This window comes from Neisseria sicca 4320, assembly GCF_000193735.1.
GTDB lineage: Bacteria > Pseudomonadota > Gammaproteobacteria > Burkholderiales > Neisseriaceae > Neisseria > Neisseria sicca_E.
This window is the reverse complement of the sequence record NZ_AEPF01000063.1, coordinates 1-23,947: the sequence shown is the minus strand read 5'-3', so window position 1 is coordinate 23,947 and position 23,947 is coordinate 1. Positions and strand designations below refer to the sequence as shown.

The following is a 23,947-nucleotide window of genomic DNA, read 5'->3' as shown; positions in this document are numbered from 1 at the left end:
GTGGCAGGCAGGGATGTGGGGACTGTTTTCATAGGTAAAAATAGTGGGATTGGATTTTCAGACGACCTCACACACCCAAATACCCTTCCCTGCTGGCAAGCCATCTTGCCAGATGCGCTTCGACGATTTCGGGGTTTTGTTCAATCAGCATCGGAGCGATTTCACGCGCTTGTTCCAAGAGGTGCAGGTCTTCTTCAAGGTTGGCGAAGCGCAGCATGGGGACGCCGCTTTGGCGCGCGCCGAGAAATTCGCCGGGACCGCGGATGTTGAGGTCTTGGCGGGCGATTTCAAAGCCGTCGGTGTGTTCGTAGATGACTTTCAGCCGCGCTTTGGCGAGTTCGCTCAAGGGTTCGGCAAACAGGAGGACACACACGCTTTCTGCCGCGCCGCGCCCTACCCGCCCGCGTAATTGGTGCAGCTGCGCCAAGCCCATGCGCTCGGCGTGTTCGATGACCATCAGGGCGGCGTTGGGCACATCTACGCCGACTTCGATGACGGTGGTGGCGACCAATACGTTCAGACGGCCTGCGGCAAATTCCGCCATGACTTCGGCTTTTTCGGCGGCCTTCATGCGCCCGTGTACCAAGCCGATGTTGAGTTCGGGCAAGGCTGCCTGAAGCTGCTCGAGGGTTTCGGTGGCGGTTTGCAGTTGCAGGGTTTCGCTCTCTTCAATCAGCGGGCAGACCCAGTATGCCTGCTGCCCTTTGCGGCAGATGTTGAGGACGAAGCCTTCGACTTCGGCGCGGCGGACGTTGTTGACGAGGCGGGTTTTAATCGGGGTGCGCCCGGGCGGCAATTCGTCGATGACGGACACGTCCAAATCGGCGAAGAAACTCATGGCGAGCGTACGCGGGATGGGCGTGGCGGACATCATCAGCTGGTGGACGTCGCGCCCTTTGTTTTTGAGGGCGAGGCGTTGGGCGACGCCGAAGCGGTGTTGTTCGTCCACAATCACCAAGCCCAGATTTTGGAACTCGACGTCGTCTGAAAACAGGGCATGCGTGCCGACGGCGATTTTGACGGTGCCGTCGGCGAGTTTGGCTTTGGCTTCGTCTTTGGCTTTTTTGCGCTGGCTGCCGGAGAGCCAGACGACTTCGAGACCCAACGGCTCAAGCCATTGTTTGAACTTGATGAAATGCTGTTCGGCAAGGATTTCGGTCGGTGCCATTACAGCCGCCTGCGCACCCGATTCGATGGCGGTCAGCGCGGACAAGGCGGCGACGATGGTTTTGCCGCTGCCGACATCGCCTTGCAGCAGGCGGTGCATGGGGTGGGTTTGCGCCATGTCGCGGCGGATTTCGGACACGACTCTTTCTTGGGCATCAGTCAGGGCAAACGGCAAGGCATGGCGCAGGGCTTGGGTCAGCGTGCCGTCGCCGCCCAATGCCGCCGCCGTGCCGCTGACGCGCTTCTGTCGCGCCAGCCGCATGGACAACTGTTGCGCCAAAAGTTCGTCGAATTTGAGCCGCTGCCACGCGGGAAGCGCGCCGTCGGAAAGCTGGTGGATGGTGAAACTCGGTGGCGGCGAATGTAAAAGGCGCAGGCTTTCGGCGAGGTGCGGCAGTTTCAGACGACCCAATAAGGCATCGGGCAGCGTGTCGTGCAGCGGCGTAACGTCCAACGCCGTCTGAATGATGCGGCGCAAAGTGGGCTGGTTCAGGCCGTTTACGGTCGGATAGACGGGCGTGAGGCTTTCCGCCAAACCACTGCTCTCGGCATCGCGGATTTTGGGATGAATCATCTCGTCGCCGTAAAATCCGTGTTTGATTTCGCCCACGGCGCGGATGCGTTTGCCGGCCGCCATCTGCTTCTGATGGCTGGCGTAAAAGTGGATAAAGCGCAAAAAAAGGACGCTGCCGGAACCGTCGGAGATTTGGACGATCAGCTGCTTGCGCGGTTTGAACGTTACTTCCTGATGGATGACCTCGCCCTCAACCTGACACGGCACGCCGATCGGCGCATCCTTAATCGGCATGATGTGCGTCTCGTCCTCGTAACGCAGCGGCAGGTGCAACACCAAATCCCATGCGGTGTTGAGGTTGAGTTTGTCGAGCTTCTTGGCGGAAACGTCGGTGATTTTGAGCTGTTTCTGAGTTTCGGGCGTCATCATGGCTTTGTCCTTTAATGACGCGTATTTTAGCTGAAAATGTAGGAAGGGGTCGTCTGAAAGGACGTTCAGACGACCTTTGAAGCATTGCACAGGTAGAGTTTGAAAATTTTCCCATGCCATCATTCCCGCGCAGGAGGGAATCTAGATTTCGGAGCTTCAGAAAGATTTACAAAGTTGCCATGATGTCAAATCTCTAGATTCCCGCCTGCACGGGAATGACGGCATAAGGTTTCTATGTAAATCACTATAAACCGTCAAATTCAAAAATCCGTCCACCCTGCTACTTTCAGACGACCTTGATAAAAAAGCAACGGATAAACCGTTGCTTTTTTGTTTGACCTGCAAATCTTACAAACTGCCCAACACAATACGCAATACGCGGCGCAGAGGTTCGGCCGCGCCCCACAAGAGCTGGTCGCCGACGGTAAACGCGCTGATGTATTCGCCGCCCATGCCCAGTTTGCGGATGCGTCCGACGGGGACGGACAGCGTGCCGGTAACTTTGGCGGGCGTCAGCTCGTGGATGCTGGCTTCTTTTTCGTTGGGGATGACTTTCACCCAGTCGTTCGCGCCTGCCAAAACCGCTTCGATTTCGGAAACGGGCAGGTCTTTTTTCAGTTTCAGGGTGATGGCTTGGCTGTGGCAGCGCATAGAGCCGATGCGGACGCACAAGCCGTCGATTACGGTCGGATTGTCGCTGCGGCCGAGGATTTTGTTGGTTTCCACGCCGCCTTTCCATTCTTCTTTGGACTGACCGTTGCCCAAATCCACGTCAATCCACGGAATCAGGCTGCCGGCTAGCGGTACGCCGAAGTTGGCTTTCGGATAGTCTTCGCTGCGCAGGAAATCGGACACTTTGCGGTCGATGTCGAGAATCGCGCTGGAAGGGTCGGCAAGCTCGTCCGCTACTTTGGCGTGAATCGCGCCCATGCCGCTGATGAGTTCGCGCATGTTTTTCGCGCCCGCGCCGGAAGCGGCTTGGTAGGTCATGCTGGTCGCCCATTCGACCAAATCGTTTTGGAACAGGCCGCCCAGCGCCATCAGCATCAGGGAGACGGTGCAGTTGCCGCCGATGTAGTTTTTCACGCCGTTTTTGAGGCCGTTGTCGATGACGTTTCGGTTGACGGGGTCGAGGACGATAATCGCGTCGTCTTTCATGCGCAGGGAGGACGCCGCGTCAATCCAGTAGCCGCTCCAGCCGTTGTCGCGCAAGGGTTGGAAAACGGATTTGGTGTAATCGCCGCCTTGGCAGGTTACGATGATGTCCATTTTCGCCAGCTCGGCAACGTCGTTCGCGTCCAATAATGTTTTAGCCGCCTGACCGAAATCAGGTGCCGCGCCGCCGACGTTGGAAGTGGTGAAGAAGAACGCTTCGGGAATGTGGGCGAAGTCGTTTTCTTCTCGCATACGCTGCATCAAAACCGAACCGACCATGCCGCGCCAGCCGACGAAACCTACTTTCATGTTGAACTCCTTAGGGGGAAATTGTTAACAAATTTCTGAATAGGGGAAAAGGAAGAGTTTTAAACCTGTTTGAGGGAAATGTAAAGTTTTTTATAGTGAACCCACTTTAAATCGAAAAAGCTGCAAATGCCCCCAGCAATCTGATTAGTGCTTTGGCATTTTTAAAGATTAAAAATAAAATTGTCGTATAAAGGTTAATTAATTAATAAATAGCAAAGCAGCATTCACAAGCCAAAACCGGTTAAATATGGAACATCTTTATCTAACTTTATCCTCCCTTATGTTTGCAAATGCCCGTAAATCCAGCATAATTAAGGTTTTTAGAACACGATAAGGCTGATTTCATGAGCGACGGCGCATCCCTTTCCCGCCGGCTTCCCGACGAAGAGTCTACACTCAAACTGGGCGGGAGTTGGGCAAAATCGCTGCTCGCGCCATTGGTCATCCATCTGCAAGGCGATTTGGGCGCGGGAAAAACCACGTTTACGCGCGGCATCCTGCGCGGACTCGGACACACCGGCGCGGTCAAAAGCCCGACCTACGCCATCGTCGAATCCTACCCGCTGGAAGCGTTCACGCTCCATCATTTCGACCTCTACCGCTTTGCCTCGCCCGAAGAATGGGAAGATGCGGGTCTGGACGACCTGTTCTCTCCTGACAGTGTCTGCATCATCGAGTGGCCGCAACAGGGCGGCGCATTCACCCCGCCCGCAGACATCACCGTATCCCTGAATCACGCCGCGCAGGGCAGGACCTGCACCGCTACCGCACACACCGCCAACGGACAAAAAAGTTTAGAAGCATGGTTAAATTCAAACTGACACGAAGACAAGTCGTCCGCCAAACTGCCGGACTGTTGTTCACCCTCACGCCGATTGCCTCCGCCCTCGCCAAAGCCGCGCCGCCCGCCCAATTCGTCGCCGCCCGTATTTGGCCTTCGCACGCCTATACCCGTATCACCATCGAAAGCTCGCGCGCGCTGCAATATCAGCATTTTGCCTTGGAAAACCCCGGCAGGCTCGTCGTCGACATCCAAAACGCCAACATCAACAGCGTCCTGCAAGGCATTTCCGGTAAAGTCCTGCCCGACGACCCCTACATCCGCAGCATCCGCGCCGGACAAAACACCCCGACGACCGTGCGCGTTGTGATCGACCTCAAGCAAAACGCCCATCCGCAAGTCTTCTCGCTTGCCCCTGTCGGCGGCTTTAAAAACCGCCTCGTGATCGACCTTTATCCGCACGGCGTCGATGCCAACGACCCGATGATGGCGCTGCTCAACGGCAATCCGCCGAAACGCATGCAAACGCAACGTCCTGCCGAGCGCACGAACATTGCCCAAGACACGCCTGCACGTTCCAACCGCGGCGGTCGCCGTCCTGTCGTTATGATAGACCCCGGTCACGGCGGTGAAGACCCCGGCGCCATTGGTCCGAGCGGCTTGAAAGAGAAAAACGTCGTTCTCTCCATCGCCCGCGAAGCCAAAAAACGCCTCGAAGGCATAGGCTACACCGTTTACATGACCCGCAACGAAGACATCTTCATCCCGTTGGCCGTACGCGTCGCCAAAGCCCGCGCCCGCAATGCCGACGTGTTCGTCTCCATCCACGCCGATGCCTTTACCAGCCCGTCTGCGCGCGGTACCGGCGTGTATATGCTCAACACCAAAGGTGCGACCAGCTCCGCCGCCAGATTCCTCGCCCAAACCCAAAACAACGCCGACGCCATCGGCGGCGTCCTTAAAAGCGGCAACCGCAGCGTCGATAACGCCATTCTCGACATGACCCAAACCGCCACCATGCGCGACAGCCGCATACTCGGACATTCCGTCCTGACCGAATTGGGCAAACTCAACCAGCTCCACAAAGGCCGCGTTGACGAAGCCAACTTCGCCGTCCTGCGCGCGCCTGATATTCCGTCTATCCTTGTCGAAACCGCCTTCCTGTCCAACCCCACCGAAGAGCGGCTGCTCGGCAGCGATTCCTTCCGCCGCCAATGCGCCGACGCCATCGCCACCGGCATCCAAAAATACGTCAATACCGCCGTATTGCGCAGAGGATAAGCTGGGTTTTCCGGAAAAGATAAAAGGTCGTCTGAAACTTTGAAATCGGTTTTCAGACGACCTTTTATTTTTTACGTCATTCCTTAAAAAATAATGTGCATTCGAATTCATACCGAATTGCGCAACAAGCCCTAAACGCAAAAAACAATAACGTCCACATCCGGCAACTCACCCTGCCCTTGGGCAATGGCAAGGCCGTCTGAAATTCCCAGAGCCGCCCGAAACGCAACTTAAATCTGTTTTCCGCTTGCCAAGCCTGTTAATTTTTTTTACGATACAGCCATAGATTGTAAACAAAGGCCACAAGCCGATTGTTTTTTTCAGACGACATTACCCCTGTCAGACCTCATTTCTATAACCGTATGCCGCCAAGCGGCTGTTTCATACCACATCAAAGCAAGAGGTATCAAAGTGTCTGATTCCAAAACAAACGAACGCGCGACGTTTAACAACCGCCGCGCGTTTATGGTTGCCGCCATCGGCTCTGCCGTCGGCTTGGGCAATATCTGGCGTTTCCCCTACATCGCCTTCGAAAACGGCGGCGGCGCATTTCTCCTACCCTATCTGGTCGCGCTCTTGACTGCGGGCATCCCGCTGCTGCTGCTCGACTACGCCATCGGCCACCGCTACCGCGGCTCTGCTCCGCTGGCTTTCCGCCGTCTCGGCCGCTGGTTCGAGCCTGTGGGCTGGTGGAACGTGATGACCAACGTCATCATCTGTATCTACTACGCAGTCATCATCGGCTGGTCGGCAAGCTATGCGTATTACTCGTTGAACGCGGCATGGGGCGCAGATCCGCAGGCGTTTTTCTTTAAAGACTTTTTGAATATGGCAGGTCCTGAAGCCTTAGGCTTGGATTTTGTCGGCAAAGTCGTCGGCCCGCTGATCGGCGTATGGCTGTTTACCTGCATCATCATGGCTTTAGGCGTACAAAAGGGCGTGGCGGGTGCATCATCATTCTTCATGCCGCTGCTTTTGATTATGTTCATCATCATGGTCGGCATCTCGCTGACGCTGCCGGGCGCGGCGAAGGGCTTGGACGCACTGTTTACGCCCGACTGGTCCAAACTTTCCGATCCTAAAGTCTGGGTCGCCGCATACGGTCAGATTTTCTTCTCACTCTCCATCTGCTTCGGCATCATGATAACTTACTCTTCCTACCTGAAGAAAAAAACCGACTTGGGCGGTACCGGCTTGGTTGTCGGCTTTGCCAACAGCAGCTTTGAATTGCTTGCCGGCATCGGCGTATTCGCCGCACTGGGCTTTATGGCGCAAGCCAAAGGACAAGCCGTCAGCGAAGTCGCTTCCAGCGGCATCGGTCTGGCATTCATCGCCTTCCCGACCATCATCAACCAAGCCGGCACAATGGGCGCAATCATCGGCATATTGTTCTTCGGTTCGCTGGTATTCGCAGGCATTACCTCGATGATTTCCATCGTCGAAGTCATCGTTGCCGCCATTCAGGACAAATTGAACATCGGCCGCGTCAATGCCACCCTGCTCGTCTGCATTCCGATGGGCATTATCTCCACCCTGCTCTTCGGCACGACCACCGGCCTGCCCGTTTTGGATGTCATGGACAAATTCGTCAACACCTACGGCATCGTCGCTGTCGGCTTTGTTTATGTATTGGCCATCGTCGCCCTGCGCAAGCTGCCTGAACTGCGCAACCACCTGAACGCGCTCTCCTCCGTCCGCGTCGGTGCGATTTGGACTGCCTGCGTCATCTTTACCGTCATCATGCTCGGTTATATGTTGTACCAAGACACCAGCGGCCTGCTTAAAGAGAACTACTCGAACTATCCCGACGATTTCCTCAATATCTTCGGCTGGGGTATGTCGATCGGTCTGTTTGTCTTTTCTGTCATTCTGTCGCTGCTGCCTTGGAAACACGGTCAGAACTTCAACGTCAAAGACGAACACGAACATGAACAAGGAGATCAAGAATGAGTACTTCAGCCATCATCATGATGATTATCGCACTCGTCGTCATCTGGGGCGGATTCATCCTTTCCGTATGGCGGCTGCCTGAAGAATAGGCTTTTTCCAACAAGTATTGCAAAGACCGCACAGGTCGTCTGAAAACCCGACACCCCGAAACCGCATGACGGCCTCGGGGTGTTTTATTAATACAAAATCTAAAATCCTAAAAGCCCTTCAATCCATTTAATCCTTTAGCCCGGCAAGCGAACCGCACAAAAGCAACATTTGTTTACGCTAATTTTCCACAGGCGGGCGAAATGTAAACAAAGGACTGATTATAATGAGAATACTCCGGCACCAGCCGTGATTCACAAAAGGACGAAATCATGACTATGAAACCAATCATGGCGGTACTGCTCGCCGCCAGTCTCAGCCTTCCCGCCATCGATGCGCAAGCCCGGGGGACTGAAAACCGGAAAAAAGCCACCATCGCCGGCGCGGCCGCAGGCGCAGCTTTGGGCGGCTTGGTGGGCAAAAACACAAAAAGTGCCGTTATAGGCGCTGTCGCCGGCGGTTTGGCGGGCAACGCCTACGCCCACCGCAATAAAAAAATGAACCAAAAAGATAGAGACGAGTACGAAGACCGTTATCGCTACGATGACCGTTACCGCTACGACGACTACTACCGCTATGATCGTGATCGCGACGACGACTATGATTACTACCGTCATGAGAAACGTTACAAAAAACACAAACACCACCATCGCAAGTACCGCGACTGGGATGATGATTACTACGATTATGACGACGATTAACTCCATCGTCTGAATATCTGAAAAAGGTCGTCTGAAAATACACTTTCAGACGACCTTTCCTATTTCAAATTCAAACAAGCAAAACTCCACCACTTCATCACGGCTCCGCCATTTCCAACGCCTGTTTGATGTCCACGGCGACGACGCGCGATACGCCTTTTTCCTGCATGGTTACGCCGACGAGCTGCTCCGCCATTTCCATGGTCAGGCGGTTGTGGGAGATGTAGAGGAACTGGGTTTGCGCCGACATTTCTTTGACCAGGTTGCAGAAACGCGAGGTGTTGGCGTCGTCCAGCGGGGCATCGACTTCGTCCAGAAGGCAGAAGGGGGCGGGGTTGAGGCTGAACAGGGCGAACACGAGGCTCATGGCGGTGAGGGCTTTTTCGCCGCCGGAGAGGAGGTGGATGGTGCTGTTTTTCTTGCCGGGCGGGCGCGCCATGATGGACACGCCGGCGGTCAGAAGGTCGTCGCCTATCATTTTGAGGGTGGCTTCGCCGCCGCCGAACAGGGTGGGGAAGAAGGTTTGGACTTTGCCGTTGACGGCGTCGAAGGTTTCTTTGAAACGCGCTTTGGTTTTGTCGTCGATTTGGGCGATGGCTTCTTCCAAAAGGGTGATGGCGGCCTGCACGTCTTCGCTCTGGCTGCGGTAGTAACCGTCGCGTTCGCGCACTTCTTCGAGTTCTTGCAGGGCGGCGAGGTTGACGGCGCCGAGGGCTTCGATTTGCTGGGTGAGGCTGCCGATGCTGCTGTTCAATACTTTCGGCGATTCTTTCGCCAACGCTTCGAGCGCGTCTAAATCGGCGGCGCGTTCGATCAGGTTTTGATGGTAGCGTTTGGCGTTAATCAGGGCTTCCTGCTGCTGCAACAGGGCGGTTTGGGTAGCGGCCTGAAGCTGCGGCAGCTTGGTTTGCAGGGTTTGTACGCGGGCGTATTGCTCCCTGCCCTGCTCCTGAATCTGCGCGAGTTTGTCCTGCACGGCGATGTACTCTTCGTCCAGCGTGTGCACGGCTTCGGTCAGCTCGTCGAGCTTGATGTGCTGCTCGTCGTTTTGGAACTCGGTTTCATAGGCGAGGGCAAGCTCTTGCTGGCGTTCCTGCCAGTCTAGGGTTTGCTGTTCGAGTCGGGCGATTTGCTGTTGGTAGTTTTGTTTTTGCTGGTTGAGCTTGTGGACGGCGACTTCGGCAAGCCCGTATTGGCGGTTGGCTTCCAGCAGGGCAAGCTGCGCCTGTTTCAGACGGCCTTGCTGCTCTTGGCGGCTGTGCGCGGTGGTTTGCTGTTGGTGTTCGAGTTCGGCGGCGGCTTCCTGCAAAGTAACGATGTCGTCTGAAAGCCCGTCGGACGTGTGTTGCAACACGGTCTGCTCTTCTGCCAACTGCGCCAGTTCGCGCTCGATGTGTTCGCGGCGGATTTGCCCTTGGTTGGTGCGCGCCAAGAGTTCGGCGGCGCGTTGCTGCGCTTGGCTGTATTGGCGCGTGTGCTGCTGTTGCTGCTGCATCAGGTTTTTATGTTGCACTTCAGACGAGCGCACAGCGACCTCCGCCTGTTTGAACGCGGCTTCGGCGGCGGAAAGTTCGGGGGCGAGGTTGTCCAGTTCGGACGCGATGCCGTCAAGGCGCGCTTTTTGGGCAATCAGGCTTTCCTGCGCGGGTTTGGCATAGAGCAGGACACTGACTTTATCGACCTGATGGCCTTCGGGCGTAAGCCAGATTTGGTGTGCGCCCAAATCGCTTTGATGCGCGAGGGCGTAACTCAAATCGGGCGCACACAATACGCCGTCAAGCCAGTGGTGCAACGCCGTCTGAAACGGCGGCTGCGCTTGGATTTGGTTCAGCAATGCCTGTACGGGCAGGGATTTTTTGATGCCGCCGGAGAGGCCGTCTGAAAGCCATGCCGCCTGCCCCTGCGGCAAAGGCGCGGGCGGAACGAAGCCAGACGGTACGCTGCGGGCGTGCAGGCGTTCGGCAAGGATGACGGACAAGGCGTGCTGCCACTCGGCGGGCGCGGTGATGTGTTGCCACAGTTGCGGCGCGGCGGCGTGGTCGGTTGCCTGCCAGAAGTCGGCGGCTTCCTGCTGTTGCGACAGGATTTGCGACAACGCCTGCTGCTGCGCCTGCAAAGTGATGTGTTGCTGCTTCAGGCTTTGGAAGCGGTTTGAGGTCGTCTGAAACGCCTCGCGTGCCGCGTGCAAGGCTTCTTCGGCGGCGATGATTTGTTCTTCGTAATGCTCTTGCTGGCTTTGCAACAAGGCGGCGGCTTCCTGCGCGGCGGCAGTTTCGGCTTCATCGGGCAGGTTCAGGGCTTGGTTTTCCTGCTTCAGACGGCCTTTGCGCTCTTCGTGCTTGGCAACAGTTTGCTCGGCATGGGCAAGCTGCTGCTGTTTCAACGCCAGTTCGCGGCGGATGCGGTTTGCCTCGTCCTGCTGGGTTTGGAAGGCGGCGTTGAGCGTGGCTTGGGCTTCTTCCAATTCGGGCAGACGCTCTTCGTGTTCGGCAACCTGCATCGCCCATTCCGCCAATTCGGTTTGCTTTTCTTCCGCCTGCAACTCGTTTTCTTCAAGCTGCACGCGGATTTGCTGCTGCTCCTGATGGATGCGCTGCATCTGCGCCTGCGCTGCCTGTTTGTCGCGTTCGATGCGTTGGTGCAGGTTTTGCTGATGGCGGATTTGTTCTTCCAAACGGGCAATCTGCTCGCGCAACACGCCGCGTTTGTTGCTCAATTCGTGTACCGCCTGCTGCTGCGACTGTTCGGCGGTCTGCAAGGCGTGTACTTCGTCGTTTAACGCCTGAACCTGCGCGGCGGTTTCGTCCTGCTGCGCCTGCAAAGACTGATGCTGCGTGGTCGCCTTATCGGCGGCGGCAAGCGATTGCTGCCATTGGGCGTAATCGAGCAAATCCTGTTGTTGGTTCAACTGCGCGGTCAGGGATTTGTAGCGTTCGGCGGTTTCCGCCTGTTTTTCCAGCTTTTCCACCTGACGCGCCAACTCGTTCTGCAAATCGCCCAAACGCTGCAAATGCTCGCGCGTGTCTTTCAGACGACCTTCCGTCTCCTTGCGGCGTTCCTTATATTTGGACACGCCCGCCGCCTCCTCGATATAAGCGCGCAACTCCTCCGGCCGCGCTTCGATGATGCGCGAAATCATCCCCTGCTCGATAACGGCATAACCGCGCGCGCCCACGCCCGTACCTAAAAACAAATCGGTAATGTCGCGGCGGCGCACGGTCTGATTATTGATGAAATACGTCGATTCACCCTGACGCGTCAGCTGCCGCTTGATGCTCACCTCGGCATACTGCCCCCACGCCCCCTGCAAACTGTGGTCGCTATTGTCAAACACCAGTTCCACCGAAGCCCTCGGCGCAGGACGGCGCGTCGCCGCACCGTTAAAAATCACGTCCTGCATACTCTCGCCACGGAGCTGCTTCGCCGAAGCCTCGCCCAACACCCAGCGCACCGCGTCAATCACATTCGACTTGCCGCAGCCGTTCGGCCCGATAACCGCAACAAGCTGCCCCGGAACATGAATCGTGGTCGGGTCGGTAAAAGATTTGAAGCCGGAGAGTTTGATGTGGGTCAGGCGCATGGGACAAGGACGGGGAGAAAAAATAAAGTGGGATTTTATACTAAAACATCTGACAAAAGGTCGTCTGAAACCCTGTTTCGAGGTTTCAGACGACCTTTGCTTTCAGACTTTCTTAACGGCGCGGCTTATTCTTTGCCGATGCCTTTATCCAGCCCCTGCGTCAGACCGTTGATGTCGCCGCCGTTCAGGCCCAATTCTTTCAAGAGGCCGTCAACCAGCGGGGCTTGGCTGCGGTAGCGCAGGGCACTGTTGACCATTTGGTCGGCGAGGCTGGCTTGTGTGGTTTGACCGTCCGACACGCCTTCGGAGCCGTTGGCAGCGCCGCTGAATCCGCCCAAGCCGTTGACTTGCAGAATCTTGATGTCGTCGATGTTTTCCATCGGACGCACGGATTCGCGGATGATGTCGGGCAGGTGTTTCAAGAGGGCGAGGCGCACTTGCATTTCGACTTGCTCGACGCTCAGCACGTTGGCGGCTTCGTTCACGGCGCGGGTACCTTCGGCATCGACTTTGTATTGCTGCTCTTGCGCTTGTGCCAACAGGACTTTGGCATCGGCTTCACCTTTGGCTTGCAGGCGTTGTTTCTCGGCTTCGGCTTCGGCGGCGATGCGCACGGCTTCGGCGCGGTCTTGCGCGGCCTGTTTCTCGGCTTCGGCGGCGACGGTGAGCGAAATCGCGTCTTTTTGCGCGGCTTCTTCGGCGGCAATCAGTTCGACGGCTTTGGCACGTTCGGCGCGTTCGGTTTCGCGTACGGTAATCACGCTCTCTTCTTCACGAACGGCGGCGGCGCGGGCTTTGTCGGCTTCGGCTTTGGCTTCGGATTCGGCACGCGATTTCTCGGCAACGGCGATGGCGCGGTCTTGTTCGGCAAGCTCGATGGCTTTGCGGCGCTCAACTTCCGCCTGCTCGACGGCTTGGGCTTTGCGGATGTCTTCGTTTTTAATGTCGCGTTCGGCGGCGATGCGTTTCAAATCCACTTCGCGCTCGGCGGCGATTTTAGCTTCTTCCGCCTCGCGTTTTTTCTGCGCTTCCTGCTCGGCGATGCTGGCTTCCTGTTCGGCGCGGCGCACGGAGATTTCGCGTTCTTGTTCGAGTTTGGCGTATTCTTCTTCGCGCGAGATTTTCAGGCGTTGCTGCTCGGCTTCGAGGTTTTTGGTTTTAATCGCCAAATCGGTGTCTTGTTCGATTTCGTTGCGTTTTTTGCGGCGGCCTTCGATGGTTTCGGTCAGTTTGGTCAGACCTTCCGCGTCAAAGGCATTTTGTGGGTTGAAAAACTCAAAGCTGGTTTGGTCGAGGCCGGTCAGGGAGACGGTTTCAAGTTCGAGGCCGTTTTTAAACAAATCTTCGCTCACGACTTGTTGTACTTTCTGAACGAAATCAACACGTTTTTCATGCAGCTCTTCCATCGCCATTTCGGCGGCGACGGCGCGCAGGGCATCGACGAATTTACCTTCGACGAGGTCTTTCAATTCGTCGGGCGACATGGTTTTCATACCCAGCGTTTGCGCGGCGGTGGCAATGCTCTCGGCGCTGGGTTTGACGCGGACGTAAAATTCCGCCATCACATCGACGCGCATCCGGTCACGGGTAATCAACGCCTGCTGCGCCGCGCGGCGCACTTCGAGGCGCAATGTGTTCATGTTGACGGGGATGATTTCGTGCAGCACGGGCAGCACCATCGCGCCGCCGTTCATGATGACTTTTTCGCCGCCAAAACCGGTACGGACGAAGGAGACTTCTTTGCTGGCGCGGCGGTACAGGCGGGTGAGGATGAGGCCGAGTACGAACAGCGCGACGAGTATGACGCCGGCGATGATGCCGATGGAAACTAAGTTCATGGGTTTTCCTTTCTTGTTGTCGATATACCCTTGAGGGGCGCGGGTTCAGACGGTTTTTTTAGGGTTTGGGGTCGTCTGAAAGGTTAAAAATTTTGGGTTTTAAATGTAGGTCGGATTCTTGAATCCGATAATTTCGGTTATGTGTAATACGGCTGAAGCGGAGCGGTTCGTCGGATTCAAGAATCCGACCTACCAAGCTAATTATCAACCGTATGAAAAGCAGTCAAAAACTCATTTCTTTTTAATAAGAACATCTTATGTTCAGGTGCATTCAACGGCTTTTTATTTTCAGAGAATGCTGGAGCAATGCAACCCCATTCACCATTTCGTGCAAAATAAATAACAAAATCAATCTTAATTTCCCCCCATTGATTCGATACTTCTTGCTTCTTACCCTTATTAGCATCTACTGTCTTGATTTGGATACGGAAATAACGTTTTCCGTCCGAAATTAAAATATCCGTTTTATGCCCATGATCCAAAACTGGGGTAAAAACCTGCCACCCATCTTGCATTAACCAAACAACTACCTGATTCTCAAAAGATGTATTCAACAAAGCCTGCTTAAGTCCGTCAGAAATTGCGTCTAATCTTCTTGGCATTTCATTTTTCCTTTTTTGTGAGTTAAAACGATAAATTTTTTTAAAATTATGCTGATAGCGGTCATTTGAAAAACAAACTGATCAAGCAAACCGTAGCGAGGGCTTTGCCCGCGACCTACCTGCCGTTTGAATCAAACGATAATCCGAGATGTTTGCTTCGTGGACGAAGCCCACGCTACGGACTACTTGAGGGGCGTCGGTTCAGACGGTTTTTTAGGGTTTGGGGTCGTCTGAAAGGTTAAAAATAGCGGTTTTAAAGGTAGGTCGGATTCTTGCAATCCGACAATTTCGGTTATGTGCAATACGGCTGAAGCGGAACGATTCATCGGATTCAAGAATCCGACCTACCGAGCTTATACCTTGAATACCACTGCCAACCTGTTAATTCAATAAATGCGTTTTGGGAAGCTGTTGTACAAATATTGTGCCTTCCTAAGCCCAGCAGCCCGCCGGTTAATGTTGTTCCTTTGCGTTCGGTAATCAGACTGACTCCGACGATGTTCCGTATATGGTCAAACTTCCTGTAAGCCCCGTCATGTCCGCCTTGATAACGGATGCGTCCGAATGCACCGTAAATAATCAATTTTTCGCGATCAATATAAATCGATTTTCGGGTTGTCAGCCCGCACCACCAACGTTCCGCACGCCACAACCACCATAGCGTAAGTACAATAGCCAGCAGCCAAGTCATATTGCTAGAAAACGATAGATCCATCCATTTCACTATCTTCAGCCAGAGACCGCCCACGCCGATGAGGCCGAACAAGGAAGCAACCAAGGGTTGAAACAACAAACCTCTAAATAACGAATGTTTAAACAGCAGTCCGTCGCCGACAACGATAACCCCTCGGGGCAGTTTGTTTTTCAACGCTTCGATGCGGGATTGCATATCACGCTCAGGCTGCGCCAAATGATCCATATCTATCCCTGTTTTGTTTTTCTAATCTGATAAAAATGATGGTTCATTGCAAACCGGCGTTTATCTTTTCAGACGACCTCAATCCACCAAACTCCCGCTCGGATTCAAAATCGCTTTAAACGTATTTCCCTCCAGCGACACCAGCAACACCGTGTCGCCCTGTTTTAACACTTCGTCGGAATCCGGTTCCGCCATCACATAATGCTGTTGACCATACACATCCTTCACCCGCACCTGCGCCGCGCTGCCTGCCCGCGCCTCGCCCAGCACTACCGTGCCGATGCGTCCGATCAGGCTTTCCTGCGAAACGGCGGTAGTTTCGTCTTTGGGCATGATTTTGTACAGTCCGCCCGCCGTCAGGCGCACCAGCGGCAGCGAAAGGAACCACACGGCGACTGCCGCCAGCCATCCGTTCAGATAGCTGCCGAACACGGCGGCAAAGGTCATCTGAAAGAGATAACCCGTCAGTCCGTACACGGCAAGGAACACGACCATCAGCATCAACACCGGCACGCGTCCGACATACAGCCAGCTTAAAAACCTGACGAACACGCCTGCGTCCGCTGCGTCCAGCCCGACTTCGGCGTGCGCGGTTTCGGTCAGGCTGTCGGGCAGCAGGTTGTCCAGCCAGTCGCTGATGCCGCCCGCCAGCATGGAGATGACTTCCAACACGCCGAGCAAAACCATCAGCGCGATGGCGATGCCGAAGATTTCTGTTTCGGGGGCGTTGATTAAATTCCACATTATTGTGTTCCTTTTTATTCTTGCATTTCAAAGGGGTATTGGGTTTTCAGACGACCTATCTCTTTGCTCTCAATTTCGGCGGAGTAGGTGTGTTTTCTGCTTATTTTTAAATTTTTTCAATCATTTACCGTTCGCGGCAATAAGACCGTATCAGCCTTAAAACGTCGGTTCTATTCGAGCCAGAAATAGGCAGATACGCCGGCCATCACGCTGATGCTCAGCCACAGCAGGATTTTGGTTTCCGCCCATACGTCATCCCAATACCGCCCCCGCAGCGCGCTGATAATGTCGGGTGTGCAATAGAATTCGACGCATTCGACAAATTCTTCCCAATCCTTAAACATCACAAAGTAAAGCAATACGGCGGTTAGCAAACCGATCAAAATGGCAAAAATCATCAAATTCCCCTATTTTTCAGACGACCTGTGCGTATCGTAAAGAAAGGTCGTCTGAAACCGCTCCTAACTTTTCCCTAAGTCCTGCGTGTTTAAATGTCTATACCGACAACAGACGCAAAGGGAACGAAATGAAACATTCTCAGTCGCAATATACAAAACCGTCCAAACCGCTTTTGAAAAAATTGCTGCTTCCTGTCGCCGCTGTTTGCGCCATTTTTCTTGCAGCAGAAGGTTTTGACCTTTACGAAGACTACGCCCAATACCGCATGGAGACAGACCCGGCGTTCGCACAACACCACGACCGCGCTTTGTCCATCCTGCACAGCAGGGGCTACGAAGTCCACGATTCCGACACCGACCTCTATTGGGCAAGACCCGTTTTGGAATTTGAGGCCTACAAAGGCAGCTTGGAATACAAAATCGTGATGTCTTATCCCGATTTAAACATTCTCGTAGAACGCGTCGATTTATAATCCGCTTCCGAATATTCTTGATTTGACTTACCCCACGTCCCGAAAGGATACGACATGAAAAAACTCTTACCGGCATTACTCTTAGGCAGCATCGCACTGACCGCTTGCGCCGCCCCTTACCCTTACGACGACTACCGTGCCGACCGCTACGAACAGCGTTATGACCGTTACGACGACCGCTATGATGACCGTTATGAGCGCGATTACGACCGTTATGACGACTACCGTTACCGCGACGGCAAGTATTACGATGACGACTACATCGAACACCAAATTTACAGCGATCCGTCTTTCGAGCAAAAACGCGCACAAGTGATGCGGATTCTCGAACGACGCGGCTACCAAGTTCACGAAATCGAAGCCGATGACCGCCGCGGCCGCCCCGTATTGAAAGCCGAAGCCTTCAAAAACGGACGTGAATACGACATCGTTTTCTCATGGCCGGATTTACGCATCATCAGCGAACGCATCGACTACTGATTTGTTCCGCCATACGCCGCAAGGACAAGCTCCGCGCGGCGTTTTGCTTTTCAGACGACCTTTCCGATAGAGAGGGTCGTCTGAAAACTTGGTTTATTTTATATAACGAAGAAATGCAATCAAATTTTCATAAAACATCCAAACCCAAAAAATATATGCAATTAGAAACGGGCGGTACTTGAGGGAATTTTTGAACTTTATCCGGCTATGGCATTTCTCCTCTAATAAATCTAAGAGTTTTTGCCGCTCCGACTCTCCACAACCTTCCGAAATCTCTGCTTTCAGCATTTTTATGGCTTTTTTGATATGGATTTTCCAGACATCCACAATCAATTTTCCGTCATATTTTGCCTTCAAGTCATCCGTAATAACAACAACATAGAATCCCACGATTAAAATAGCAGCAACTATTGCGGGAGTGGGGTGATTATCACTAAGAGACCAAACCGCAACAGTCGACAACAGCAACCATGAAGCATGGTGATTCAACATCTTATGGTAGTAAGCAATCTGCTCATCAAGCTCATGAATCTTATCAACAAAATTCATCTTATTTCCCCGCCTTCAACGCTGCCAATCGTTCGGCAATACGGTTGTTGCGGCTCAAGTCTTCCAATTCCTTCAATTTTGCCAACTGCGCCGCATCGGTGCTGCTGTGCACCGCGTTTTGACGACCCATCACGCGGTCGAAGGCGTTGCCGCTTTTTTCGGCATCACGGGCGATGCGGTTGAGGTCGCTGCCGCCTGCCGCTGCTTTGCCCGCGCCCGTGCTTTGCTGCGCGCCAGTCTTGCAACTGCTGCTGCATCTCGCGTTTTTTTGCCTGCAAGGCGGCGATAAAGCCCTCAAGTTCTTTTTCCTGCGCGGCGCAGTCGGCGATGGTGTTTTCCAAAACAGGCAGACGCGCTTCGATGTCCATTTGTTCGGCGATGCCCGCCTCGGCAAGGTCGTCGCGCCCAGCGGCTACGGCGGCTTGCAGGTTGGCATCGATGGCTTCGTGGCGGTTGCTCTCGTCCGCCATTTTCTTGGCGGCAAGGTGTTTCTGCGCCAACACTTTGCCCAATTCTGCACGCACTTCGTCCACCGCCCGCTCAATTTCGCGGATGCTCTCGTTCATAACCGCCTCAGGCGCAAGGTTCTCCGCCGCATCAATCAGGGCATGAAAACCACCGCTCACCAGACGGCCCACTCTGCGGGATAGGGTTTCGCTCATTTGGATTTTCCTTTCAGTTTTTCTTTTCGATAAAACACATACAAACTGCCGCAAGCGGCCAGATACATGCCATAACAGACCAAGCGGTCAAACCAAGGCTCAAGCCGCTTATCTTTCAATGCAACAGCCAATTGTTCCGGCGGTACAACCAACACTTGATGTCTGCCATTCTCTACATATTCTATCTGCTGTATCACCAAACCCTGTGGCGTGTCTCGATAGCTTAACGGCGTATAGAAGCGGAAGCCTTCAATGCTGATGATTTTTTCCGGACGGTGGTTATAGAAAAACTTGAGTCCTTGCCCGTCAACAAACCGAGCAGTATTCACGGAATAATGCTTCCCACCATACTCCAGTGCGGCAAAGGGAGGGCGTTTGGGTGGAATATATTGAATATCGCCACTCAGGTGCACAGCTTCTTCACGTACAGGCTGGAACAGACTTAGTGCCATCGTACTGCCCACTAAAACCAGTGGTACACTTAGCATTATCACGGCGGCAATTAAATCTGTTTTGCTTATTTTGGGTATCATGCGTCCACTTTTCTCACTGCCGTACTCCATTTTTCATTCAGCCTTTCCTTCACGCCTCAAACTTCGCCCGCCTGCTGCACAATCTTCGCCAGTTTCAAAGTGTTTTCAAGCTGTTGCAGCACGGTATCGTCGTATGCCGCGCCTTTGCCGGTTACGGCGAGTTGCAAGATGCTGTCGGTCAGGCGGACGATGCGCCACATCAGTTCGCGTTCGTATTTTTTCAAATCGTCGAGGTCGGCTTCTTCGGGCAGGTCGGCGGCAAGCGTCGCGCCCAAATCGGGCAGCTGCTCAAACAAGCGAGCGACGATATGCGAATGCGCCCCCGCCTGCTTTTCCGCGTGCAGCACATCATGTTTCGCCGCTTGGAAAAACTGCTCCTGCGCCGTCAACGCGGAACCGTAATCGCGCGTCTGCGTATGCGCCAAACGCGCCTGCTTGAGCAGCTCGCGGATTTTTTCAGACGGCGTATTCGCGCCTTCGATTTTTAATTCGGCAATAAAATCAGCGTCTTCCTGAGTGATTCGCACGCTAACGGGGATACGGTTTGTCGCATTCATATTCGTTTGATTTGTTTTGTATTCATTTGAATACAAATGTACAACATGAAATGACAAGATGCAATGTTTAAAACAGTTTAATTATGTAAATACCGGCCCATCTGAGAAATCATCCCTATCCGCCTCTTGTTTTCAGACGACCCTAACCCCTTATAAATACAAACAATCGACACATCCAAAGCCATAACAAATGCCGTATAATCAAGCCCCAAGTTTATCCAGCCCTTAAGGTCGTCTGAAAACCATGCACTCAACTTACGCTACCGTACAGCGCGATTTGCTCGAAGCCAATCACCTTTCCCCTGAGCTGCTCGCCAAAAGCCTGAGCATCATCGGCGCGCATCACGTCGATTACGCCGACATCTACTGCCAGCGCACTGCTTTTGAGAGCTGGCATTTGGAAGAGGGTATCGTCAAATCGGGCAGTTTCCAAATCGATCAGGGCGTGGGTGTGCGTGCTGTTTCGGGCGAAAAAACCGCTTTTGCCTATGCGGACAGTTTGTGTATCGATTCGATCAACCGTTCCGCCCAAGCCGTCCGCGTTATCGGCGCGGCAAGTGAAGAAGCTTCTGTCAAAGTGCCATCCGTTGCACACGGTAAATCCGTCCATGCGACGCTGAATCCCATCATCGGTCTCGACTCCGCCGCCAAAGTTGCCTTGTTGAACAAAGTGGAAACGCTTGCCAAAGCCGCCGATCCGCGCATTGTGCAAGTGATGGCGGGACTGACCTGCGAATACGACATGATTTACATCGCCCGCCTCGACGGCAGACACGCCGCCGACATCCGTCCGATGGTGCGCCTGAACGTTACCGTCATCGCCAAACAGGGTGACCGGCGCGAACAGGGCAGCGCAGGCGGTGGCGGACGCTACGACTTGGCTTATTTCGATGAAACTTTGGTGCGGCAGTTTGTCGATTCAGCCGTCAAACAAGCCCTGATTAATCTTGAATCCCGCCCTGCACCCGCAGGCGAAATGACTGTTGTCTTGGGCAACGGCTGGCCGGGCGTATTGCTACACGAAGCGGTCGGACATGGCTTGGAAGGCGATTTCAACCGCAAAGAAACCAGCGTCTTTTCAGGCAGAGTCGGCGAGCGCGTTGCCGCCAAAGGCGTTACCGTCGTTGACCAAGGCGATATTGCCGACAGGCGCGGCTCGCTCAATATCGACGACGAAGGCAACGAAACGCGCCGCACCGTATTGATTGAAGACGGCATCTTGGTCGGCTATATGCAGGACGAAACCAACGCTCGCCTGATGGGTACGCAATCCACCGGCAACGGCCGCCGCGAAAGTTACGCCTCCGCCCCTATGCCGCGCATGACCAATACCTTTATGGGAAACGGTGGTTACGAACCCGACGAAATCATCGCGTCCATCGATAAAGGCATTTACGCCGTCAACTTCGGCGGCGGACAGGTGGACATCACCAGTGGCAAATTCGTCTTCAGCGCATCCGAAGCGTGGTGGGTCGAAGGCGGAAAACTGCAATATCCCGTCAAAGGCGCAACCATCATCGGCAACGGCCCTGAAGTGTTGAAACACGTCTCCATGATAGGTAACGATACTGCGTTGGACAGCGGTGTCGGCGTGTGCGGCAAAGACGGGCAGAGTGTTCCTGTCGGCGTCGGGCAACCGACCTTGCGGATTGATTCGGGACTGACCGTCGGCGGCAGTGAGATTTAAGGCAAGTAAAAACAAAACGTCGTCTGAAAACTGTATTTAGGGTTTTCAAGACGACGTTTTGTTTTCAGAAGGTTCAGGACTAAGCTTCATATTCAAAACACAATCTTCGCCTCCTCTCTCTTCTTCCATTGATATAATAATCACTTTTTCAGACGACCTTTCCCCATGAACATCACCCAAATCCTCTCCCAAGAACTCTCCGCCACCGCCGCGCAAATCACCGCCGCCGTCGAACTTTTGGACGACGGCGCGACCGTGCCGTTTATCGCCCGCTACCGCAAAGAAGCCACGGGCGGGCTGGACGATACGCAGCTGCGCCAGCTTGCCGAGCGGCTGCAATACCTGCGCGAGTTGGAAGAGCGCAAAGCCGTTGTTTTAAAAAGCATTGAAGAGCAAGGCAAGCTTTCAGACGACCTCAAGGCGCAAATCGAAGCCGCCGACAATAAAACCGCGCTGGAAGACCTGTATCTGCCCTACAAGCCCAAACGCCGCACCAAAGCGCAAATCGCGCGCGAACACGGTTTGCAGCCGCTGGCGGACGTGTTGCTTACCGAGCAGCCGCAGGACGTGGAAGCCGCCGCGCAGAGTTACCTGAACGAAAACGTCCCCGACACCAAAGCCGCGCTGGACGGCGCGCGCGCGATTCTGATGGAGCAGTTTGCCGAAGACGCGGAACTCATCGGCACACTGCGCGACAAGCTGTGGAACGAAGCCGAAATCCACGCGCAAGTCGTTGAAGGCAAAGAAACCGAAGGCGAAAAATTCAGCGATTATTTCGACCACCGCGAACCCGTGCGCGCCATGCCCAGCCACCGCGCGCTGGCGGTTTTGCGCGGCCGCAATGAAGGCATATTGAACATCGTGCTCAAATACCAACCCGACGACACGCCGATTACGCAGCAAAGCGAATACGAACAAATCATCGCCCGCCGTTTCAAGATTTCAGACGACCACAAATGGCTGCGCGACACCGTGCGCCTGACTTGGCGCGCGAAAATCTTTTTGTCGTTGGAACTTGAAGCCTTAGGCCGTCTGAAAGAAGCCGCCGACACCGATGCGATTACCGTGTTTGCCCGCAATCTCAAAGACTTGTTGCTTGCCGCGCCCGCCGGACGGCTGACCACGCTGGGCCTCGACCCCGGCTATCGCAACGGCGTGAAATGCGCTGTGGTGGACGACACGGGCAAGCTGCTGGATACCGTTATCGTCTATTTACATCAAGAAAACTATATGTTGGCAACGCTGTCGCGCCTGATTAAACAACACGGTGTGAAGCTCATCGCCATCGGCAACGGCACCGCCAGCCGCGAAACCGACAAAATCGCAGGCGAACTGGTGCGCGGAATGCCGGAAATGGGGCTGCACAAAATCGTCGTTTCCGAAGCCGGCGCGTCGATTTATTCCGCATCCGAATTGGCTGCGCGCGAGTTCCCCGACTTGGATGTTTCCCTGCGCGGCGCGGTGTCCATCGCCCGCAGGCTGCAAGACCCGCTCGCCGAGTTGGTCAAAATCGACCCCAAATCCATCGGCGTGGGCCAGTATCAGCACGATGTGAACCAAAGCCATCTCGCCAAATCGCTGGACGCGGTGGTCGAAGACTGCGTGAACGCCGTCGGCGTGGACGTAAACACCGCCTCCGCCCCGCTCTTGGCACGGATTTCCGGTTTAAATCAAACCCTTGCCCAAAACATCGTCGCCTACCGCGATGAAAACGGCGCGTTCGACAGCCGAAAAAAATTGCTAAAAGTACCGCGCTTGGGCGAAAAAACCTTCGAGCAGGCGGCGGGCTTTTTGCGGATTAACGGCGGCAAAGAGCCGCTGGACGCGAGTGCCGTCCACCCCGAAGCCTATCCCGTCGTCGCCAAAATACTGGCGCAACAAGGCATTACCGCCGCCGAACTCATAGGCAACCGCGAGCGCGTGAAGCAAATCAAAGCGTCCGATTTCACCGACGAACGCTTCGGCCTGCCGACCATTCTGGACATCCTGTCCGAGCTGGAAAAACCCGGCCGCGACCCGCGCGGCGAGTTTCAGACGGCCTCATTCGCCGAAGGCATCCACGAAATCAGCGACTTGCAAGTCGGCATGATACTCGAAGGCGTGGTTTCCAACGTCGCCAACTTCGGCGCGTTCGTGGACATCGGCGTCCATCAGGACGGCTTGGTGCACATCTCCGCCCTATCCAATAAATTCGTCCAAGACCCGCGCGAAGTCGTGAAAGCCGGCGACGTGGTGAAAGTGAAAGTGCTGGAAGTCGATGCCGCCAGAAAACGGATTGCGCTGACCATGCGCTTGGATGACGAACCGAGCGGCGCAACCAAAGGCAACAGGTCATCTGAAACCCGACATCAGGAACGCCGCGACCGAAAACCTCAACACAACGACCGCGCCCCAACCAATTCGGCGATGGCAGATGCGTTTGCGAAGTTGAAACGGTAACAGTAGTCTGAAGTGCTATTTAAATTAAAACCGTTTTGAAACAAATAAATAAAATTAAATTGTAAAAAAAAATCCCGTTTTTTATTCTATATCAAAGACGATATAGCAAAAA

General features: G+C 54.3%; 20 protein-coding genes and 1 pseudogene. 9 read left to right on the top strand and 12 right to left on the bottom strand.

Going from position 1 to position 23,947, the window contains the following annotated elements:
- Positions 1–67 precede the first annotated feature (67 nt).
- Both recG and asd read right to left on the bottom strand, forming a co-directional pair.
- Positions 68–2,110: an ATP-dependent DNA helicase RecG gene (gene recG / locus NSCA4_RS0107130; RefSeq protein WP_016687498.1), complete on the bottom strand. Its 2,043-nt coding sequence runs from the start codon at positions 2,108–2,110 to the stop codon at positions 68–70.
- Between the two features lie 348 nt (positions 2,111–2,458).
- Entirely contained in the window at positions 2,459–3,574 is a 1,116-nt protein-coding gene (asd, locus tag NSCA4_RS0107125) for an aspartate-semialdehyde dehydrogenase (protein WP_016687497.1), read from the bottom strand.
- A 344-nt stretch (positions 3,575–3,918) separates the two neighbouring features.
- Between asd and tsaE the strand changes: the two genes are divergently transcribed.
- From tsaE to NSCA4_RS0107100, 5 genes are all read left to right on the top strand, one after another.
- Positions 3,919–4,395, top strand: coding sequence for a tRNA (adenosine(37)-N6)-threonylcarbamoyltransferase complex ATPase subunit type 1 TsaE (gene tsaE / locus NSCA4_RS0107120; protein WP_016687496.1), 477 nt, complete (start codon positions 3,919–3,921; stop codon positions 4,393–4,395).
- The gene (locus tag NSCA4_RS0107115; RefSeq protein WP_016687495.1) at positions 4,377–5,636 is read left to right on the top strand and encodes an N-acetylmuramoyl-L-alanine amidase; all 1,260 of its coding nucleotides are present in this window, start codon (positions 4,377–4,379) and stop codon (positions 5,634–5,636) included. The genes tsaE and NSCA4_RS0107115 overlap by 19 nt, the downstream gene beginning before the upstream one ends.
- 411 nt (positions 5,637–6,047) lie before the next feature.
- On the top strand, positions 6,048–7,586 hold the full coding sequence (locus tag NSCA4_RS0107110; protein ID WP_016687494.1) for a sodium-dependent transporter: 1,539 nt from the start codon (positions 6,048–6,050) through the stop codon (positions 7,584–7,586).
- Positions 7,583–7,675, top strand: a complete 93-nt coding sequence (locus tag NSCA4_RS13920) for a methionine/alanine import family NSS transporter small subunit (protein ID WP_016687493.1) — start codon at positions 7,583–7,585, stop codon at positions 7,673–7,675. The genes NSCA4_RS0107110 and NSCA4_RS13920 overlap by 4 nt, the downstream gene beginning before the upstream one ends.
- A 270-nt stretch (positions 7,676–7,945) precedes the next feature.
- Positions 7,946–8,374 (top strand): YMGG-like glycine zipper-containing protein, encoded by a 429-nt coding sequence (locus tag NSCA4_RS0107100; RefSeq protein ID WP_016687492.1) that lies wholly within the window; start codon positions 7,946–7,948, stop codon positions 8,372–8,374.
- Positions 8,375–8,471: 97 nt separating this feature from the next.
- Here the strand turns inward: NSCA4_RS0107100 and smc are convergent, their stop codons facing one another.
- The 6 genes from smc to NSCA4_RS0107070 all read right to left on the bottom strand — a co-directional run bounded on the left by smc (position 8,472) and on the right by NSCA4_RS0107070 (position 16,455).
- Complete coding sequence (gene smc / locus NSCA4_RS0107095; protein WP_016687491.1) at positions 8,472–11,954, bottom strand: chromosome segregation protein SMC; 3,483 nt, start codon at positions 11,952–11,954, stop codon at positions 8,472–8,474.
- Positions 11,955–12,079: 125 nt separating this feature from the next.
- Entirely contained in the window at positions 12,080–13,792 is a 1,713-nt protein-coding gene (locus tag NSCA4_RS0107090; RefSeq protein ID WP_016687490.1) for a flotillin family protein, read from the bottom strand.
- Positions 13,793–13,989: 197 nt separating this feature from the next.
- Positions 13,990–14,394, bottom strand: a complete 405-nt coding sequence (locus NSCA4_RS0107085) for a hypothetical protein (RefSeq protein WP_003759835.1) — start codon at positions 14,392–14,394, stop codon at positions 13,990–13,992.
- Positions 14,395–14,725: 331 nt separating this feature from the next.
- A complete protein-coding gene (locus NSCA4_RS0107080) occupies positions 14,726–15,313 on the bottom strand; it encodes a hypothetical protein (RefSeq protein WP_016687489.1) in 588 nt (195 codons plus the stop codon).
- A gap of 78 nt (positions 15,314–15,391) precedes the next feature.
- Positions 15,392–16,057 (bottom strand): YqiJ family protein, encoded by a 666-nt coding sequence (locus tag NSCA4_RS0107075; protein WP_016687488.1) that lies wholly within the window; start codon positions 16,055–16,057, stop codon positions 15,392–15,394.
- Between the two features lie 170 nt (positions 16,058–16,227).
- Positions 16,228–16,455, bottom strand: a complete 228-nt coding sequence (locus NSCA4_RS0107070) for a hypothetical protein (protein ID WP_016687487.1) — start codon at positions 16,453–16,455, stop codon at positions 16,228–16,230.
- A gap of 128 nt (positions 16,456–16,583) precedes the next feature.
- Between NSCA4_RS0107070 and NSCA4_RS0107065 the strand changes: the two genes are divergently transcribed.
- Together NSCA4_RS0107065 and NSCA4_RS0107060 are read left to right on the top strand one after the other, a co-directional pair.
- Positions 16,584–16,928 (top strand): hypothetical protein, encoded by a 345-nt coding sequence (locus NSCA4_RS0107065; protein WP_009312448.1) that lies wholly within the window; start codon positions 16,584–16,586, stop codon positions 16,926–16,928.
- 54 nt (positions 16,929–16,982) lie between these two features.
- Positions 16,983–17,408 carry a PepSY domain-containing protein gene (locus tag NSCA4_RS0107060; RefSeq protein WP_016687486.1) on the top strand — a complete coding sequence of 142 codons (426 nt, stop codon included), beginning with the start codon at positions 16,983–16,985 and terminating at the stop codon, positions 17,406–17,408.
- A gap of 93 nt (positions 17,409–17,501) precedes the next feature.
- Here the strand turns inward: NSCA4_RS0107060 and NSCA4_RS0107055 are convergent, their stop codons facing one another.
- From NSCA4_RS0107055 to NSCA4_RS0107040, 4 genes and pseudogenes are all read right to left on the bottom strand, one after another.
- Positions 17,502–17,957, bottom strand: coding sequence for a hypothetical protein (locus tag NSCA4_RS0107055; RefSeq protein ID WP_016687485.1), 456 nt, complete (start codon positions 17,955–17,957; stop codon positions 17,502–17,504).
- Between the two features lies 1 nt (position 17,958).
- A pseudogene (locus NSCA4_RS12940) lies at positions 17,959–18,619 on the bottom strand (PspA/IM30 family protein).
- Positions 18,616–19,182, bottom strand: coding sequence for a hypothetical protein (locus tag NSCA4_RS0107045; RefSeq protein WP_016687484.1), 567 nt, complete (start codon positions 19,180–19,182; stop codon positions 18,616–18,618). Before NSCA4_RS0107045 ends, NSCA4_RS12940 begins: the two are co-directional and overlap by 4 nt.
- A gap of 26 nt (positions 19,183–19,208) precedes the next feature.
- Positions 19,209–19,709, bottom strand: coding sequence for a hypothetical protein (locus NSCA4_RS0107040; RefSeq protein ID WP_016687483.1), 501 nt, complete (start codon positions 19,707–19,709; stop codon positions 19,209–19,211).
- A 244-nt stretch (positions 19,710–19,953) separates the two neighbouring features.
- Here NSCA4_RS0107040 and tldD point away from each other — a divergent pair, with 244 nt between their 5' ends.
- Positions 19,954–21,396 carry a metalloprotease TldD gene (tldD, locus tag NSCA4_RS0107035; RefSeq protein ID WP_016687482.1) on the top strand — a complete coding sequence of 481 codons (1,443 nt, stop codon included), beginning with the start codon at positions 19,954–19,956 and terminating at the stop codon, positions 21,394–21,396.
- Positions 21,397–21,561: 165 nt separating this feature from the next.
- Positions 21,562–23,835 carry a Tex family protein gene (locus tag NSCA4_RS0107030; protein ID WP_016687481.1) on the top strand — a complete coding sequence of 758 codons (2,274 nt, stop codon included), beginning with the start codon at positions 21,562–21,564 and terminating at the stop codon, positions 23,833–23,835.
- Positions 23,836–23,947: the final 112 nt, after the last annotated feature.

Bases quoted from the DNA above. Each gene is read 5' to 3' on its own strand.
- recG (WP_016687498.1), bottom strand. From the start codon at position 2,110: ATGATGACGCCCGAAACTCAGAAACAGCTCAAAATCACCGACGTTTCC.
- asd (WP_016687497.1), bottom strand. From the start codon at position 3,574: ATGAAAGTAGGTTTCGTCGGCTGGCGCGGCATGGTCGGTTCGGTTTTG.
- tsaE (WP_016687496.1), top strand. From the start codon at position 3,919: ATGAGCGACGGCGCATCCCTTTCCCGCCGGCTTCCCGACGAAGAGTCT.
- NSCA4_RS0107115 (WP_016687495.1), top strand. From the start codon at position 4,377: ATGGTTAAATTCAAACTGACACGAAGACAAGTCGTCCGCCAAACTGCC.
- NSCA4_RS13920 (WP_016687493.1), top strand. From the start codon at position 7,583: ATGAGTACTTCAGCCATCATCATGATGATTATCGCACTCGTCGTCATC.
- NSCA4_RS0107100 (WP_016687492.1), top strand. From the start codon at position 7,946: ATGACTATGAAACCAATCATGGCGGTACTGCTCGCCGCCAGTCTCAGC.
- smc (WP_016687491.1), bottom strand. From the start codon at position 11,954: ATGCGCCTGACCCACATCAAACTCTCCGGCTTCAAATCTTTTACCGAC.
- NSCA4_RS0107090 (WP_016687490.1), bottom strand. From the start codon at position 13,792: ATGAACTTAGTTTCCATCGGCATCATCGCCGGCGTCATACTCGTCGCG.
- NSCA4_RS0107085 (WP_003759835.1), bottom strand. From the start codon at position 14,394: ATGCCAAGAAGATTAGACGCAATTTCTGACGGACTTAAGCAGGCTTTG.
- NSCA4_RS0107080 (WP_016687489.1), bottom strand. From the start codon at position 15,313: ATGGATCATTTGGCGCAGCCTGAGCGTGATATGCAATCCCGCATCGAA.
- NSCA4_RS0107075 (WP_016687488.1), bottom strand. From the start codon at position 16,057: ATGTGGAATTTAATCAACGCCCCCGAAACAGAAATCTTCGGCATCGCC.
- NSCA4_RS0107070 (WP_016687487.1), bottom strand. From the start codon at position 16,455: ATGATTTTTGCCATTTTGATCGGTTTGCTAACCGCCGTATTGCTTTAC.
- NSCA4_RS0107065 (WP_009312448.1), top strand. From the start codon at position 16,584: ATGAAACATTCTCAGTCGCAATATACAAAACCGTCCAAACCGCTTTTG.
- NSCA4_RS0107060 (WP_016687486.1), top strand. From the start codon at position 16,983: ATGAAAAAACTCTTACCGGCATTACTCTTAGGCAGCATCGCACTGACC.
- NSCA4_RS0107055 (WP_016687485.1), bottom strand. From the start codon at position 17,957: ATGAATTTTGTTGATAAGATTCATGAGCTTGATGAGCAGATTGCTTAC.
- NSCA4_RS0107045 (WP_016687484.1), bottom strand. From the start codon at position 19,182: ATGGAGTACGGCAGTGAGAAAAGTGGACGCATGATACCCAAAATAAGC.
- NSCA4_RS0107040 (WP_016687483.1), bottom strand. From the start codon at position 19,709: ATGAATGCGACAAACCGTATCCCCGTTAGCGTGCGAATCACTCAGGAA.
- tldD (WP_016687482.1), top strand. From the start codon at position 19,954: ATGCACTCAACTTACGCTACCGTACAGCGCGATTTGCTCGAAGCCAAT.
- NSCA4_RS0107030 (WP_016687481.1), top strand. From the start codon at position 21,562: ATGAACATCACCCAAATCCTCTCCCAAGAACTCTCCGCCACCGCCGCG.